Consider the following 15,788-nt stretch of genomic DNA (forward strand, 5'->3'; position numbering starts at 1 on the left):
ACACCATGAATGACATCCGTCAGACACAGCCCACTCTTCTCTACGTCGATGACGAAGAGCTGGCGTGCAAATATTTCGCGCGCACGGTCGGTGCCGATTACGAGGTCCTGCTCGCGACGAGCAGCGACGAGGCCATCGCTATCCTCGAGCAGGACAGTGCCCGCATCGCGGTGCTGGTCACGGACTTCCGCATGCCGGGGCGCGACGGCGGCGACCTGCTGCGCCAGGTGGCGCTGGAGTATCCGCACATCGTGCGAATTCTGGTCACTGCTTACGCAGACGTCGAGATGCTGTTGCAGACGGTCAACACCGGCGAGGTGTTCCGCATCCTCGAAAAGCCGCTGAAGCCGGCGGCGGTGCGCGATACGCTGCAACTGGCATTTGACCGCTACCACGAACGCGCGATGCAGAATCAGCGTCTGATCGCGATCGACGAAACCCTCGCGTTCATCGCGCACGAACTGAACACGCCGCTCGCGGCGATCGCGTTGAACGCGCACAGCATCGAAGATCGCACCGACGCGGAGCGCGATGCCGAAGGCGAAATTCTCGGCGCCGCGAAATCGATGCGCGAGAGTGCGCAGTACTGCATGGCGGTGGTGTCGTCGTTCTGGCGCTCGGTGCACAACGGGCGGCGCCGGCAACAGGAGGGCGACGAGGCGCGTATCGAGAGCACCGCGCATGGGCTGATCTCGGCGTTGCTCGATACGTATCCGTTTACGACCGCGCAGCGCTCGTGGGTGCATGTCGATGTCGAAAGCGACTTTGCGGTGCTCACGCAGCCGAATTGCGTGGCGCTCGTGCTGTCGTCGCTGTTGTCCAACGCGTTGCGCGCGCTCGCGGATGTGCCGTCGCCGTCGGTGCGCTTTACCGTAACGACGGAACCCCACCCGAGCATCGGCATCTGCGACAACGGGCCCGGAATTCCGCCCGAGATCAAAGACCGCCTGTTGACGGACCCAATTACAACGCACGCGAAATCCGGGGGGAACGGCTTGGGCCTGATTCTATGCAACCGTGTCATGCAGTCCTGTGGCGGCGGACTCAGGATCGAGTCCACGTCGGGGGGAGGCACCACCGTAGTGCTGGATTTCCCCCATATCAAAGGTCAAACGCACAGGAGTTGTTGATGAACGAAGCAAAAGCCACAGAGGAGTTGGCGCCGGCGATCATCTTCGTCGATGACGAAGCTACCGCCGTAAAGTACTTCCAGCGTGCCATCGGAAGCCTGGCGCCGGTCCTGACTGGCGGCTCGGTGGAAGAGGGCAAGGCGCTGCTCGACGAGCACGGCGACAGGGTCGGCGTTCTCGTCTCCGACCAGCGCATGCCGGGCGAGTTCGGCAACGAGCTGCTGCGCTATGCGAGCGAGCGCTTTCCGCATGTCGTGCGGATTCTGACCACCGCGTATTCGGAAATCGATCAGACCGTCGCGGCCGTCAACCTCGGTCACATCCATCGCTACATCAAGAAGCCTTGGGACATTACGGCGCTGCGCATGGAGCTGAAGCAGGCGCTGGAACTGGCCGAGCTGCGCAAGGAGCGCGACACGCTGGTGCGCGAGAAGCTGGGCGTGCTGCAAAAGCAGGTGGTCGCCACGCGCATTGGTCTGGTGCGTTCGCTGTCGGCCACGCTGATCGGGCCCGAGCGCTTCCAGCCGGTCGAGACGTATCTTGCGGCGGCGGTGCTCGCCGAAGTGCCGAACTCCGAGCCGGACTGGCTGCTGCAGGACTACTCCGACCTGATCGCGGCCGAGAGTGCCCGCAGCGGCGCGTTCGGTCATGCGGTCGCGGCGCATCTCGCCACGCTGCGCAACCGGCACGGCGGCGCGAACGTGACCGCGAGTGACGCGCTGACGGCGCTGGCCGGGGCGTTTTCCGAGGCTGGCATCAATGTGCGCCGCGCAGGCGATGGTCTCGTGTGCGACCAGCCGGCCACGCTCGCGGAGTTTCTCGCGGAGCCGGGCAACAACGCGGTGTCGAGCGGACACGCGGTATGGCTGGCGAGCCTGCTGTGGCTCGACGGCACTGACGGTGCATTGCAGCCGGCACGCGAGGGCGATGCGGTTGTTTTCCGGCCGGCGCAACGCGGTAGCGAGTTCGCGGCCGATCGTCTCGCCACGTGGGTCGAGCAGTTCTGATTTGCTTGCTTCGAGGGCGCGGCGTCTGACGCGCCCTCTCTCGCCCTGCCTTCGCGCTGCAGCCCGCCACGGCTAGCAGCGCGAAGCTGACCAAGGCTCGCGCGAGCCGTCCCGACTTCGGTCGATCCTTCTCAAGCCTGAATGCGCGGCACGAAGCGCCGCGTTCGAATCCATTTCGTTGCCACCCACTTGTCGCCGCTGCGCAGCGGCGTGCTCGCGTGCAGCGAGCTCGGATCGCACATCCCGTAGCGGTTGCCGTATTCAAAGTAGAGCGCATGCCCGCGCTGCGGCACGACCGACCAGCCGAGCTGCGGAAACACCGTCTCACCGCCGCCTTCCACGTCTTTCAGATACATCAGCAGCGTGCCCATGCGCTGGCCGCTGCGCGCGATCGACTCACGATTCGCTGCGTTGCCCGTCATCAGATAGTCGACGTGCGGCGTCGACTCCGCGCCTTCCTCATAGTGAAGCATTTGCAGGCCTTCGCCGTTCTCGACCGGCGTCGCCGTCAGTTCCGCGATGCGCGCCTCGATGCGCGCGATCAGCGGCGTCTCGCCCAAACGGAAAAACATCCCGTGACTGCTGCGATGAGCGGCAATCACATCGCGGCCGGTCACCGGATCGACGACGGCCGAGCGGTCCAGCCGCGGCTGTGCGAACGCGATCAGTTGCTCGCATTCGTCGGCACTCAGGAAGTTGGCGAGGTGCACCGCGGCCGGTCGTTGCAGCCGCGACAGCACGCGCACCTTGCGCTCGCCGAGCTGGATCAGAGGACCTTCGGGCACGCGCAGCGGCTCGGGCTGATAGCTGAGCGGCGCGCCGCCGACTTCGAGCTTGTCGCCGGGCAGCGCCGTGCCGTACAGGAACGCCGACGCGACCGCCTCGACCATCGCCGCGGCCAGCTCGGCCGCGTTGTTGCGGCTCACCAGTTCGTTGACGATCGCTTGCGGCGCGACGCCGCGCGAAAGATTCGCGGCGATCCAGTCGCGGACTTCGGCGGGGAAATTGACGATGATGGACATCGGGGCGAGCTTGTGGGGTGTCGTGACAATCGCGGCGCGCGCGACGCTGGCTCGCGATGATATCGGACGAATGTGACGATTCTGGACGGACGGCCCGGTTTTCATCTGGCTGTCGTCTGTTACCGCATGTTGCGATGTCCCGCCGCGCTCAAAACTCGACCCATGCGGATGTCCGCCGCCCGCGCGGCGCCTGATCGACACCCCGACCCTTTCACCCGCCAACATGTTGCACCCCTGTAACGCAAGCCCTGCGCAAGCCGGCTACATTCACGCATGCCCCACAGCAAAGTCGCGCCCCGCTTTCTTACGTCTTCATAACAACAGGACCCGAGGGCTTCGACTGATGACAACGCGCGCGAACCGTGTCACTTTTGCGCAGTCCCGTCAGAGGACGAGCTTCCAGCCGAATCTCGACACCAATATCCGTTTCCGGAGATCAACATGAGCGAAACCGTGTCCCCGCCGCCAAAGCGCTCGCGACGCGGGCTCATCATCTTCGCGGTTGTCCTGCTCGTGCTGGTCGCGCTCGTCGTGGTTCATCTGCTGACGCGCAAGAAGCCGGCGCGCGAGAACGCGGCGATCGTCGTCACCGTTGCGCAGGCGACGCTCGGTTCGATGCCGGTCACGCTGAGCGAGCTCGGCACCGTCATTCCGATCTCGACCGTGACCGTGCTGCCGCAGCTGAGCGGCTATTTGACCGAGGTCGGCTATCACGAAGGCCAGGAGGTGCAAAAAGGACAGTTCCTCGCGCAGATCGATCCGCGCCAGTATCAGATCAGCAAGCAGCAGGCGGAGGCGACACTCGCGAAAGACCGCGCTTTGCTCGCGCAGGCGCGCGCCGATCTCGAGCGCTATACCCAGCTGAACGAGCGCAAGTCGATCGCGCAGCAGACCTACGCGGATCAGCAGTTTCTCGTGCAGCAGGACGAAGCGGCGGTGAAGGTCGATCTCGCCAACATCGCCCAATTCGATCTCGACCTCGCGTATTGCCGCATCACCGCACCGATCGCGGGCAAGGTCGGCTTGCGGCTCGTCGATCCGGGCAACTACGTGACCGCGTCGTCGACGACCGGCATCGTCGTCATCACGACCGTGAAGCCGACCACGGTGCAGTTCACGGTGCCGCAGGATTCGCTCGCGTCGATCGTGCAGCGTCTGTCCACCGGCGCGAAGCTGCCGGTCACCGCGTATTCGAGCGACAATTCGCGCGAGATCGCGACCGGCACGCTGTACGCGGTCAGCAACCAGATGGCGACCGCGACCGGCACCGTCACGTTGCGCGCGACCTTCGCGAACGACGACGAAGCGCTGTTCCCGAACGAGTTCGTCAACGTGAAGCTGCTCGTCGACACCATGCAGAACGCGGTGCTCGTGCCGAGCGCCGCGGTGCAGTCCGGCGCGCCGGGCGACTTCGTCTACCTGGTCAATCCGGACAGCACGGTGTCCGTGCACAAGGTCAAGCTGGGCCCGAGCGACGGCAGGAATACGGTGATCGAGTCGGGTCTCGCGGCCGGCAACCAGGTCGTGACGGACGGTACGGATCGTCTGAACGACGGCGCGAAGATCCAGCCGGCGCATCCGAAGTCCGCCGCCGCGGCAAGCGGCGCGGCCGCCGCCGGCCCGAAGGCGCCCGCCGCGGCGTCCGAAGCAGCGCCGGCGTCGAGCGCGGCGGCATCGCCCGCGGCGGCCGCGTCAGAAGCGGCTTCGTCGTAACGGACCGCCGCGCCGATGAACATTTCCCGCCTGTTCATACTTCGCCCGGTCGCGACGCTGCTGTTGATGATCGCGCTCGTGCTCATCGGCCTGATCGCGATGCGCGTGCTGCCGGTGTCGTCGCTGCCGAACGTCGACTATCCGACGATTCAGGTGCAGACCTTCTATCCGGGTGCGAGCCCGACGGTGATGGCGACCACCGTGACGGCGCCGCTCGAAGTGCAGCTCGGCGAGATTCCGGGCCTGCAGCAGATGACCTCGTACAGCTCGGACGGCGCGTCGGTGATCACGCTGCAGTTCGATCTGTCGCTGAACCTCGACATCGCCGAGCAGAACGTGCAGCAGGCGATCAACGCGGCGAACAGCTATCTGCCATCGGGCCTGCCGGCGCCGCCGACGTACGCGAAGGTCAATCCCGCCGACCAGCCCATTCTGACGCTCGCGGTCACGTCGAAGTCGATGTCGCTGACGCAGCTCGAGGACGTCGCGAACAATCGCCTCGGCACGAAGATCTCGGAGGTGGCGGGGGTCGGCGTCGTGACGACGAGCGGCGGCAACGTGCCCGCGATCCGCGTCGAGGCCGACCCGCACAAGCTCGCCGCCTACGGCCTCAATATCGACGATCTGCGCACGCTGCTCAGCTACGTGAACGTGAGCCAGCCGAAGGGCAATTTCGACGGCCCCGATCTCGACTACACGATCAACGGCAACGATCAGATCACCGACCCGAAAGACTATCTGGACACGGTGATCGCCTATCAGAACGGCTCACCGGTCTACATGCGCGACGTCGCGCGCGTGAGCCAGGCCGCGCAGGACGTCGAGCGCGGCGCGTGGTACAACGGCTCGCCCGCGATCGTGCTGAACGTGCAGCGCCAGCCCGGCGCGAACGTGATCCAGACGGTCAATCAGATCATGAAGGTGCTGCCGCAGCTCGAATCGACGCTGCCGGCCGGCATGAAAGTGACGGTGGTGTCGGACAGTACCGGCGTGATTCGCGCGTCGGTCGCGGACGCCGCGTTCGAGCTGATTCTCGCGATCGTGCTGGTCGTCGCGGTGATCTTCGTGTTCCTGCGCAACGTGCCCGCCACCGTGATTCCGAGCATCTCGGTACCGGTCTCGCTGATCGGCACGCTGGCGGTGATGTACCAGCTCAACTATTCGATCGACAACCTGTCGCTGATGGCGTTGATCATTGCGACCGGCTTCGTGGTCGACGACTCGATCGTGATGATCGAGAACATCGTGCGCTATCTGGAAGAGGGCATGTCGCCGCTCGAAGCCGCGCTCGAAGGCGCGGGGCAGATCGGCTTCACGATTCTGTCGCTGACCATTTCGCTGATCGCGGTGCTGATTCCGCTGCTGTTCATGGGCGGCGTGATCGGGCGCCTGTTCAGCGAGTTCGCGGTGACGCTCGCGGTCACGATCGTGATTTCGGCGGTCGTGTCGCTGACGGTGGTGCCGATGCTGTGCGCGCGGATGCTGCGCGCGCAGGCCGAGCGGCATCCGAGCCGCTTCGAGCGCATCAGCGAGCGCCTGTTCGACAAGACGCTTGCGGCTTACGAGCGTGGCCTGCGCTGGGTGCTCGACCATCAGACGCCGACGCTGATGGTCGCGGTCGCCACCGTCGTGTTGACCGGCATCCTGTATGTGGTGATTCCGAAGGGGCTATTTCCGGTGCAGGACGTCGGTGTGATCCAGGGCATCAGCGTCGCCGACAACTCGGTGTCGTACGCGGCGATGGTGAAGCGGCAGAGCGCGCTCGCCGATGCGGTCCTGAAGGACCCGGACGTGGTGTCGCTGACGTCGTACGTTGGCATCGACGGCACCAACGCGACGCTGAACAACGGCCGCTTCCTGATCAATCTTCGCGACAAGGACAAGCGTTCAGACAACGCGCAGGAAATCGCGCGCCGGCTCGCGCAGGAAGTCGCGCATGTGCCGGGCGTGAAGCTTTTCATGCAGCCCGAGCAGGACCTGACACTCGACACGACGGTGTCGCCGAACCAGTACAGCTTCGTGTTGCGTGGACCGAGCCAGCAGGCGTTCCAGAAGTACGTGCCGGAACTCGTCGCGCGTCTGAAGCAGATTCCGTCGCTGTCGGACGTGCAGAGCGACCTCAACACCGACGGCCTCAGCGTGAACGTCGAAGTGAACCGGCAACTGGCCGCGCGCTTCGGCATCACGCCCGCGACGATCGACAACGCGCTGTACGACGCGCTCGGCCAGCGCATCGTGTCGACGATCTTCGAGCAGTCGAGCCAGTACCGCGTGATTCTGGTCGCGAAGCCGGAGTCGATGCCGACCGTGCAATCGATCGGCAATCTGTATCTGCCGAGCCAGACCAGCAGCACGGGTCAGGTGCCGCTGTCCGGCATCGCGAAGATCGAGATCAGGAAGGCCCCGCTCGTGATCAGTCACCTTGCGCAGTTCCCGTCGGTGACGATCTCGTTCAATCTCGCGAAGGGCGCGTCGCTGAGCACCGCGGTCAAGGATATTCGCGAGGCCGAGCAGGCGATCGACCTGCCGCCGTCGATCACGTCGTCGCTGCAAGGCGCGACCGCGGCGTTCGAGGATTCGCTATCGAGCGAGGTCTACCTGCTGATCGCCGCGCTCGTTGCCGTGTATATCGTGCTCGGTGTGCTGTACGAGAGCTTCATCCATCCGGTCACGATCCTGTCGACGCTGCCGTCGGCGGGCATCGGCGCATTGCTGTCGCTGATGCTCGCGGGGATGGATCTCGACGTGATCGGCATCATCGGTATCGTGCTGCTGATCGGCATCGTCAAGAAGAACGCGATCATGATGGTCGACTTCGCGCTCGACGCCGAGCGCAATCACGGCAAGGCGCCGCGCGAGGCGATCTTCGAGGCGTCGCTGCTGCGTTTCCGCCCGATCCTGATGACGACGCTCGCGGCGATGCTCGGCGCGCTGCCGATGCTGCTCGGCACCGGCACCGGTTCGGAACTGCGCCGCCCGCTCGGCCTCGCGATCATCGGCGGTCTGACGCTGAGCCAGGTGCTCACGCTGTTCACGACGCCGGTGATCTATCTGTTCTTCGACCGGATGGCCACGCGCGTGAACCGCTGGCGCGCCGAGCGCGCTAAGCGCAACGCAGGTGGCGCGGAGGGCACGCGGTGAACATCCCGGCGCTCTTCATCCGGCGACCGGTCGCGACGACGCTGCTCGCGATCGCGATCCTGATCTCCGGCACGCTCGCCTATTTCCGCATGCCGGTCGCGCCGCTGCCGAACATCGCGTTTCCGGTGATCGTCGTGCAGGCCAACATGGCCGGCGCGAGCCCGAACATCATGGCGTCGACGGTGGCCGAGCCGCTCGAACGGCGGCTCGCGACGATCGCCGATGTCGAGGAGCTGACCTCGATCAGCTACGTCGGCTCGTCGATGATCATCGTCGAGTTCGGTCTGAAGCGCGACATCAACGGCGCCGCGCGCGACGTCGAGGCGGCGATCCAGGCCGCGCGCGCCGATCTGCCCACCACGCTGCGCAGCAATCCGAGCTACCGCCAGTACAACCCGGCCGACGCGCCGATCGTGGTGCTGTCGCTGACCTCGGACACGCTGACCAAAGCGCAACTCTACGACTCCGCCGATTCGGTGATCCAGCAGCAGTTGTCGCAGGTGCAGGGCGTCGGCCAGATCACGCTCGGCGGCGGCGCGTTGCCGAGCGTGCGCGTCGAGTTGCAGCCGGGCAGGCTCAATAGCTACGGCATCGGCATGGAAGACGTGCGCGCGGCGATCAGCGCGGCCAATGCCGACAGCGCGAAGGGGCATATCGACGTCGGCGATCAGCGCTACGTGGTCACCTCGAACGATCAGATCACGCACGCGGCGCCGTATCGCGACCTGGTGGTCGCGTATCGCGACGGCGCGCCGGTGAAGTTGCGCGACGTCGCCCAGGTGCGCGACTCGAACGAAAACATCCGCAATGCGGGGCTTTTCAACGGCAAGTCGGCGATTCTGGTGATCGTCTATCCGATGCCGGGCAGCAACGTGGTCAGCACCGTGCAGCAGATCCGCAACGTACTGCCGGCGATCGAAGCGACGTTGCCGAGCAGCGTGCACGTGGATGTCGCGATCGATCGCTCGCAGTCGGTCACGTCGTCGGTCGGCGATACCGAGCGCACGCTGTTCATCGCGGTGCTGCTGGTGGTCGGCGTCGTGTTCATCTTCCTGCAGTCGCCGCGCGCCACGCTGATTCCGGCGGTCGCGTTGCCGCTGTCGATCGTCGGCACCTTCGGGCCGATGTATCTGCTCGGCTATAGCATCGACAACCTGTCGCTGATGGCGCTGACCATCGGCACCGGCTTCGTCGTCGACGACGCGGTCGTCGTGCTCGAAAACGTCGTGCGGCACATGGAGCTGGGACTGAGTCCGAAAGAGGCCGCGGTGAAGGGCGCGGGCGAAGTCGGCTTCACGGTGATTTCGATGAGCCTGTCGCTGATCGCGGTGTTTCTGCCGATCATTCTGTTTCCGGGCATCGTCGGACTGATGTTTCATGAGTTCGCGATCACGCTGTCGATCGCAATCCTGATCTCGCTGGTGATCTCGCTGACGGTCACCCCCGCGATGTGCGCGTACGTGCTGAGCCGCGACAAAACGGGTCATTCGAAAGCGCGCTGGGCGCAGTGGATCGAGCGGCAGTTCGATCGCTTCAAGGATGTCTATGCGCGCTCGCTGACGGCCGTGCTCGATCATTCGCTGCTGGTGATCCTGCTGCTGTTCGCGCTGCTGGTCGGCAACGTGTTCATGCTGAAGCTGGTACCCGCCACCTTCTTTCCCGAGCAGGACACCGGCATCGTGATCGGGCAGATCATCGCCGATCAGAGCATTTCGTTTACAGCGATGCAGAAGAAGCTCGCGCAGTTGCAAACGATCGTGCAGAGAGATCCTGCGGTGCAGTCGGTCGCCGGCTTTACCGGCGGACGCGCGCTCAATACCGCGAACGTGTTCATCGAGTTAAAGCCGCTGTCGCAGCGGCACGCGACGGCCACCCAGGTCGTGAACCGCCTGCGTCCGAAGCTCGACGAAGTGTCGGGCGCGCGGCTCTTTCTGCAGGCGCAGCAGGACTTGCGCATCGGCGGGCGGCAATCGGCGGCCGAGTACCAGTACACGCTGACGAGCGACGATTCCGCCGCACTGTTCGCGTGGACGCCGAAACTCGCCGCCGCGTTGTCGAAGGAGCGCGGGCGGCTGCTCGACGTGAACTCCGACTTGCAGCAGAACGGCCTGCAGACCTACCTGACGATCAATCGCGCGACCGCCGCGCGCTTTGGCTTCGCGCCGAACCAGATCGACAATGTGCTGTACGACGCGTTCGGCCAGCGCACCGTGTCGACGATCTATAACCCGCTGAACCAGTACTTCGTCGTGATGGAGGTCGCGCCCGAGTATTGGCAGTATCCGGAGACGCTGAGCCAGATCTATCTGAGCGCGTCCGCGGGTAATCCGACCGGCACGGCCGCGACGCAGATGCCGCATGGCACGGTGTCGGCGACGACTAGCGCGACCACGGCCAGCGCATCGTCGAACACGAACTCGCGCAACTCGGACGCGCAGTCGAACGCGACCAACAACAGCATCGCCAATAGCAAGGGCGGCAGCTCGACCGGCAGCGCAGATAGTACGGCTGCCGAAACGATGGTGCCGCTTTCGGTGCTGACGTCGTACAGGAACAGCCATACGTCGACGCAGGTGAACCACCAGAGCGGGCTCGTCGCCGCGACGATCTCGTTCAACCTGCCGGCCGGCGGGTCGTTGAGCCAGGCAGGCGCGGCGATCAACGAGACGATCCGCGACATCGGCATGCCCGCGAGCATTCACGGCTCGTTCGCGGGCGCGGCGGCGGCCTATTCGCAGTCGATGGGCGTGGTGCCGCTGCTGGTTCTCGCGGCGCTCGGCGTCGTCTACATCGTGCTCGGCGTGCTGTACGAAAGCTCGATCCACCCGCTGACGATCCTGTCGACGCTGCCGTCCGCGGGCATCGGCGCGACGCTTGCGCTGCTGATCTTCGGCACGCCGTTCTCGGTGATCGCGATGATCGGCATCATCCTGCTGATCGGTATCGTCAAGAAGAACGGCATCATGATGGTCGACGTCGCGATCCAGTTGCAGCGCCACGAACGGATGCCCGCGCGCGATGCGATCCACGCGGCCGCGCTGATCCGTCTGCGGCCGATCATGATGACGACGTTCGCGGCCGTGCTCGGCGCGGTGCCGCTCGCGATCGGCATCGGCCAAGGCGGCTCGCTGCGCCAGCCGCTCGGTATCACGGTGATGGGCGGGCTGATTCTGAGCCAGATGTTCACGCTCTATACGACGCCGGTGATTTATCTGTATCTCGACCGTCTGCGCGCACGGCTGGTCAGATGGTCCGCGGGGCTGCGCTGGAACCGCGACGCGACGCCGGGACAACCGGATACGAAGGCATGACGATGAAGATTTCTTCTGAACGAATGACGGGGCCGCGCGCCGGGTTGCCGGGCGTCGCGACGCTCGCCGTCGCGCTGCTCGCGCTGTTCAACGCCGGCTGCATGGTCGGCCCGGACTACCACCGGCCGCAGGTCAGCGTTCCCGCCACGTACTCGGAGCTGCCGGGCTGGACCCAGGCCGAGCCGAACGCGACCGGCCCGAAGGGCACGTGGTGGACCTCGTTCAACGATCCGCTGATCGACGAACTCGAACCGCTCGTCGCGGTGTCGAACCAGACTGTGCGCGCGGACTACGCGAACTACCAGCAAGCGCTCGCCGAAGTGCGCGCCGCGCACGCGGCGCTGTTCCCGACGATCGGCGCGACCGGCTCGGCGACGCGCGAACGCGCGAGCAGCGGTTCGGTCAGTGCAGCGGGAAGCTTCGTCAATGGTACGTCGACGCGCATCGTCAATTCGGGTTCGCTGGAAGGCAACGTGAGCTGGGCGCCGGACCTGTGGGGTCAGGTGCGCCGCACCGTCGAGCAAAACGCCGCGAGCGCGCAGTCGAGCGAAGCGACGCTCGCGAATGCGACGCTCTCCGAGCAGGTCGCGCTCGCAACGGCGATCATCGAATTGCGCACCAGCGACGCGAACATCGACCTGCTGCAGCAAACGGTCGTCGCATATCAGCATGCTCTCGACGTCGTCACCGAGCAGGATCGCGCGGGCACCATTCCGCCGAGCGACGTGATCACCGCGCGCAGCCAGTTGAATACCGCGAAGTCCGATCTGATCGCGCTCGGCGTCGCGCGCGCGCAGCAAGCGCATGCGATCGCGGTGCTGGTCGGCAAGAACCCGGAGGAGCTGTCGATCACGCATAGCACCGCGATGCCAGCGCTGCCGTCGGTGCCGGTCGGCGTGCCGTCGACGCTGCTCGAACGGCGGCCCGACATCGCCGCCGCCGAACGCAAGATGGCCGCGCAGAATGCGGCGATCGGCGTCGAGGTGGCCGCGTATTACCCGGACATCTCGCTGTCGGCCACGGCGGGTTTCACGCAGTCGCCGCTGTCCGGTCTGCTGAAGGTCGCGAACTATGTGTGGTCGCTCGGCGGCAGCGCGACCCAGACGCTGTTCGACGGCGGCCTGCGCAGCGCCGACGTCGATGCGGCGAAGGCGGCCTACGACTCGGCCGTTGCCAACTATCGCGGCACGGTGCTGGGCGCGTTCCAGAACGTCGAGGACGATCTGTCCGGCCTGCGCATTCTCGCCGAGCAGGCGGCCGTGCTCGAAACGGCGGTGCGCGATGCGGACCGAGGCGCGGAGATCGCGTTCAACGAGTACCAGGCGGGCACCGTCGATTACACGACGGTCGCGACCGCGCAAGCGACGCAGCTGACCACGCGGCAGACCGCGCTGAACGTGCAGGAATCGCGCTTGCTGCACGCGGCGTCGTTGTTTGGCGATCTGGGCGGCGGGTGGTCGACCGGTGAGCTGCATGATCCGCGGCATCCGGCGGCGGCTGCATCGTCGGCTGCGTCTGCTCCATCGGCTACGTCAGCGGGGACATCTGCGGCTATCATGCCGGGCGCGCGGCAAGCGCGGCACGATCAAAACGACTAAGGACGAGCATTGGCCAAAGGCATCCACGGGCACCACGTCAGCGGCCCGGTATCGGCACCCGAAGACGACGCGCCACCGCCTCGCGATGTGACCTCGCTGGGCCTCTTTCTGATCTTCGCTCGCATCGGTCTGACGAGTTTTGGCGGCGGCTTGAGCGGCTGGTTCATGCGCGAGTTCGTGCACGACCGGCACTGGATGAGCGAAGACGAATTTCTCAACGGCCTCGCGTTGTCGCAGGCGCTGCCCGGCGTCAACGTGAAGAATCTGGCGATCTGGATCGGTTACCGGCTGCTCGGCTGGCGCGGCGCCGTCGCGGGATTTTTCGGCATCATCTTTCCGGCCGCCGTCGTGATCATTCTGCTGGGCGCGTTCTTTTCGGCGATCGCGTCGTTTCCGCTCACGCATATCGCGCTCGCTGGCGCCGCGGCCGGTGCGATCGGGCTGTCGCTGTCGATGGCGATCACCGCGGCGCGCCGCTTGCCGCGCCGCGTGTTTCCCTATCTTGTGCTGCTCGCGACGTTCGCGGCCGCCGCGGTGTTTCGCGTGTCGCTGGTGTGGACCGTACTGATTGCCGGCGCGTTGAGCGTTGGCTACGAGTACGTGCGCGAGGCGCGCCAGCCCTGATCGGCTTTTGTCGCCACAAGTCAAACTCCCCTAAAGCTTCCGCCGTGCTCAGAACTCTCATCGCGCTGTTTTCGGTTTTCGCGCCGCTGTCGATCGTCACCGTCGGTGGCGGGCAGGGGATCATCCCCGAAGTGCAACGCCAGGTCGTCGACGTGCATCACTGGATGACCCATGCGCAATTTCTCAGCGACTTCGCGATCGCGCGGCTCGCGCCCGGTCCCGGCTCATTGCTCGCGACGCTGATTGGCTACCAGGTCGGCGGCGTCGGCGGCGCGCTCGTCGCAACCGTTGCGCTATTCGGGCCGACGGCGTTTCTGATGTATGGCGTCGTGCACGTATGGAATCGGCACGAAGGCGCGCGCTGGCTGAATGCGTTGCAGGCTGGGCTGCGCCCCGTGGCCGCCGGGCTGATTCTCGCGGCCGTCTATGTGCTGATCAAGGACCTCGAAGGCGGATGGATTGCGTGGCTGACCGCGGCAATCGCGACCGTGCTCGTGATGAGGACGCGTATCAATGCATTGGTGCTGATCGCGGGAGGGGCGATCGTTTTTGTGCTGATGCATTTTGCGGGGTTGCTGTAGCGCAGGGGAACACAACTACCTTCGCCAGTCGAGATGTTCAGTATCTGACGCGATTTTCCCCCGTGACTGTGCTCAGGCGATGAACCAAATCGCCTGCATCCCACCCCACATTTTTTCGCCCCAATTGCTCTAGGACAATTATTTTCCGCCCCGTTTTTGCCTCACTATTGGAGATCAGGCAAGACGACACGACTTCAAACGAAGCCGGCGTCGCGATAAACGGAGGAGCAACGGTGATCGAGCAATGGCGCGAGGCCGTGCGCGCGGTGCACGGCGTGGAGTCGAAATACAAGCGGCTGGTCAAGGCGATTGCCGGCGACATCGAGAACACGTCGCTGCCGCCGGGCGCGCGCCTGCCGCCGCAGCGCGACGTCGCCGCCGAACTCGCGATCAGCGTGCAGACCGTGACCAATGCATACAAGGAACTGGAGCGGCAAGGGCTGATCCGCTGCGAGGTAGGGCGCGGCAGCTTCGTCGCGGCGCGCGTCACCGAAACGATGTCGAGCTACATGCTCGATACGGCCGAGCGCTCGGTGGTCGATTTTTCGATCGCGCGCATCATTCACACGTCCGAGCACGATGCGATGTGGCGCAAGGTCTGCGCGACGCTCTCGACGCTCGACGATCAACCGTGGATTCGCGCGTTCCGGCCGATCGCGGGCTTCGAGCATCATCGCCAGGCGGGCATTGCGTGGCTCGCGTCGCTCGGCATGCCGGCTTCGGCCGATACGCTGCTCGTCACCAACGGCGCCGCGCACGGCATCTTTCTCGCGCTTGCTTCGCTGGTGGGACCGGGCGACACCGTGCTGTGCGAAAGCCTGACGGATCACGGCGTGATAGGTTCGGCCAACGTGCTCGGCTTCACGCTGAAGGGCCTCGAAATCGACGAGTACGGCATACACCCCGAACACTTCGAGGAGATGTGCGACAGCGAGCGCATCTCCGCGCTCGTCTGCACGCCGACGCTGAACAACCCGACCGTCGCGCTGATGCCCGATTCGCGGCGTCGCGCGATTGCGAAAATCGCCGAACGCTACGGCGTCTACGTGATCGAGGACGACGTGTACGGCCCGTTGCCCGCCAAACATTCCACGCCGATTTCGAGCCTGATTCCCGAGCTGTCGTTCTACTGCACGAGCTTGACGAAGTCGGTGATGGCCGGTTTGCGCATCGGCTATATGACGACGCCGCGCCGGCTCGCGCTGCGCGCCGAGAGCGTGCTGCGCGTGAGCAGCTGGATGGCGACCCCGCCGATGGCCGAGATCGCCACGCGCTGGATCGTCGACGGCACGGCCGCGCGGCTCGTCGAAATTCAGCGTGAACGGCTCGGGCGGCGTCAGGCGCAATTGCAGCAGACGCTCGGTAAATATGTCCTGGGCGCGCATCCGCAGGCATTGTCGGCATGGTTGCGGGTGCCCGATCACTGGCGCACCGACCGGCTGGTGCGCGAACTGCGCAACCGCGACATCGCGGTGACGTCGCCAGATCCATTCCTCGTGCGCGACGCGGACCGGCCTAATGCGGTGCGCGTTTGCGTCGGCGCCGAGGTTAGCGAAGACACCTACAAAGCCGCGCTCGAAACGATGCACGATGTGTTCGAGCAATACCCGCAGGTGCACGATTTCACCTGATCGCGCGGGTGCGCGAATTGCGTCGGCGCT

The 15,788-nt window shown here is 65.3% G+C and carries 10 protein-coding genes; 9 read left to right on the top strand and 1 reads right to left on the bottom strand.

What is annotated here, in order from left to right; translation table 11 throughout:
- Positions 1-5 precede the first annotated feature (5 nt).
- Both QFZ91_RS38820 and QFZ91_RS38825 read left to right on the top strand, forming a co-directional pair.
- Complete coding sequence (locus QFZ91_RS38820; protein WP_176106910.1) at positions 6-1,130, top strand: hybrid sensor histidine kinase/response regulator; 1,125 nt, start codon at positions 6-8, stop codon at positions 1,128-1,130.
- The gene (locus QFZ91_RS38825; protein WP_429570520.1) at positions 1,130-2,137 is read left to right on the top strand and encodes a response regulator; all 1,008 of its coding nucleotides are present in this window, start codon (positions 1,130-1,132) and stop codon (positions 2,135-2,137) included. Before QFZ91_RS38820 ends, QFZ91_RS38825 begins: the two co-directional genes overlap by 1 nt.
- A gap of 131 nt (positions 2,138-2,268) precedes the next feature.
- Here QFZ91_RS38825 and QFZ91_RS38830 read toward each other — a convergent pair whose 3' ends face one another.
- Positions 2,269-3,159: a 2OG-Fe(II) oxygenase gene (locus QFZ91_RS38830; RefSeq protein WP_429570521.1), complete on the bottom strand. Its 891-nt coding sequence runs from the start codon at positions 3,157-3,159 to the stop codon at positions 2,269-2,271.
- Between the two features lie 441 nt (positions 3,160-3,600).
- On the opposite strand from QFZ91_RS38830, the gene QFZ91_RS38835 reads away from it, so the two are divergent.
- From QFZ91_RS38835 to QFZ91_RS38865, 7 genes are all read left to right on the top strand, one after another.
- Positions 3,601-4,872 carry an efflux RND transporter periplasmic adaptor subunit gene (locus QFZ91_RS38835; RefSeq protein WP_429570522.1) on the top strand — a complete coding sequence of 424 codons (1,272 nt, stop codon included), beginning with the start codon at positions 3,601-3,603 and terminating at the stop codon, positions 4,870-4,872.
- Positions 4,873-4,887: 15 nt separating this feature from the next.
- Positions 4,888-8,013: an efflux RND transporter permease subunit gene (locus QFZ91_RS38840; RefSeq protein ID WP_429570523.1), complete on the top strand. Its 3,126-nt coding sequence runs from the start codon at positions 4,888-4,890 to the stop codon at positions 8,011-8,013.
- Entirely contained in the window at positions 8,010-11,324 is a 3,315-nt protein-coding gene (locus QFZ91_RS38845; protein WP_429570524.1) for an efflux RND transporter permease subunit, read from the top strand. Before QFZ91_RS38840 ends, QFZ91_RS38845 begins: the two co-directional genes overlap by 4 nt.
- Positions 11,321-12,922 (top strand): efflux transporter outer membrane subunit, encoded by a 1,602-nt coding sequence (locus QFZ91_RS38850; RefSeq protein WP_429570525.1) that lies wholly within the window; start codon positions 11,321-11,323, stop codon positions 12,920-12,922. The genes QFZ91_RS38845 and QFZ91_RS38850 overlap by 4 nt, the downstream gene beginning before the upstream one ends.
- Positions 12,923-12,931: 9 nt before the next feature.
- Positions 12,932-13,546: a chromate transporter gene (locus QFZ91_RS38855; protein WP_429570526.1), complete on the top strand. Its 615-nt coding sequence runs from the start codon at positions 12,932-12,934 to the stop codon at positions 13,544-13,546.
- Between the two features lie 44 nt (positions 13,547-13,590).
- Positions 13,591-14,127, top strand: coding sequence for a chromate transporter (locus QFZ91_RS38860; RefSeq protein ID WP_176121023.1), 537 nt, complete (start codon positions 13,591-13,593; stop codon positions 14,125-14,127).
- A gap of 233 nt (positions 14,128-14,360) precedes the next feature.
- The gene (locus QFZ91_RS38865; RefSeq protein WP_176378678.1) at positions 14,361-15,758 is read left to right on the top strand and encodes a PLP-dependent aminotransferase family protein; all 1,398 of its coding nucleotides are present in this window, start codon (positions 14,361-14,363) and stop codon (positions 15,756-15,758) included.
- Positions 15,759-15,788 lie beyond the last annotated feature (30 nt).

Origin of the sequence: Paraburkholderia sp. JPY419 (genome assembly GCF_050435705.1) — a bacterium.
Classification (GTDB): Bacteria; Pseudomonadota; Gammaproteobacteria; order Burkholderiales; family Burkholderiaceae; genus Paraburkholderia; species Paraburkholderia youngii.

Excerpts from the sequence above, each read along its gene's own strand:
- QFZ91_RS38820 (WP_176106910.1), top strand. The coding sequence starts at position 6 with ATGAATGACATCCGTCAGACACAGCCCACTCTTCTCTACGTCGATGAC.
- QFZ91_RS38825 (WP_429570520.1), top strand. The coding sequence starts at position 1,130 with ATGAACGAAGCAAAAGCCACAGAGGAGTTGGCGCCGGCGATCATCTTC.
- QFZ91_RS38830 (WP_429570521.1), bottom strand. The coding sequence starts at position 3,159 with ATGTCCATCATCGTCAATTTCCCCGCCGAAGTCCGCGACTGGATCGCC.
- QFZ91_RS38835 (WP_429570522.1), top strand. The coding sequence starts at position 3,601 with ATGAGCGAAACCGTGTCCCCGCCGCCAAAGCGCTCGCGACGCGGGCTC.
- QFZ91_RS38840 (WP_429570523.1), top strand. The coding sequence starts at position 4,888 with ATGAACATTTCCCGCCTGTTCATACTTCGCCCGGTCGCGACGCTGCTG.
- QFZ91_RS38850 (WP_429570525.1), top strand. The coding sequence starts at position 11,321 with ATGACGATGAAGATTTCTTCTGAACGAATGACGGGGCCGCGCGCCGGG.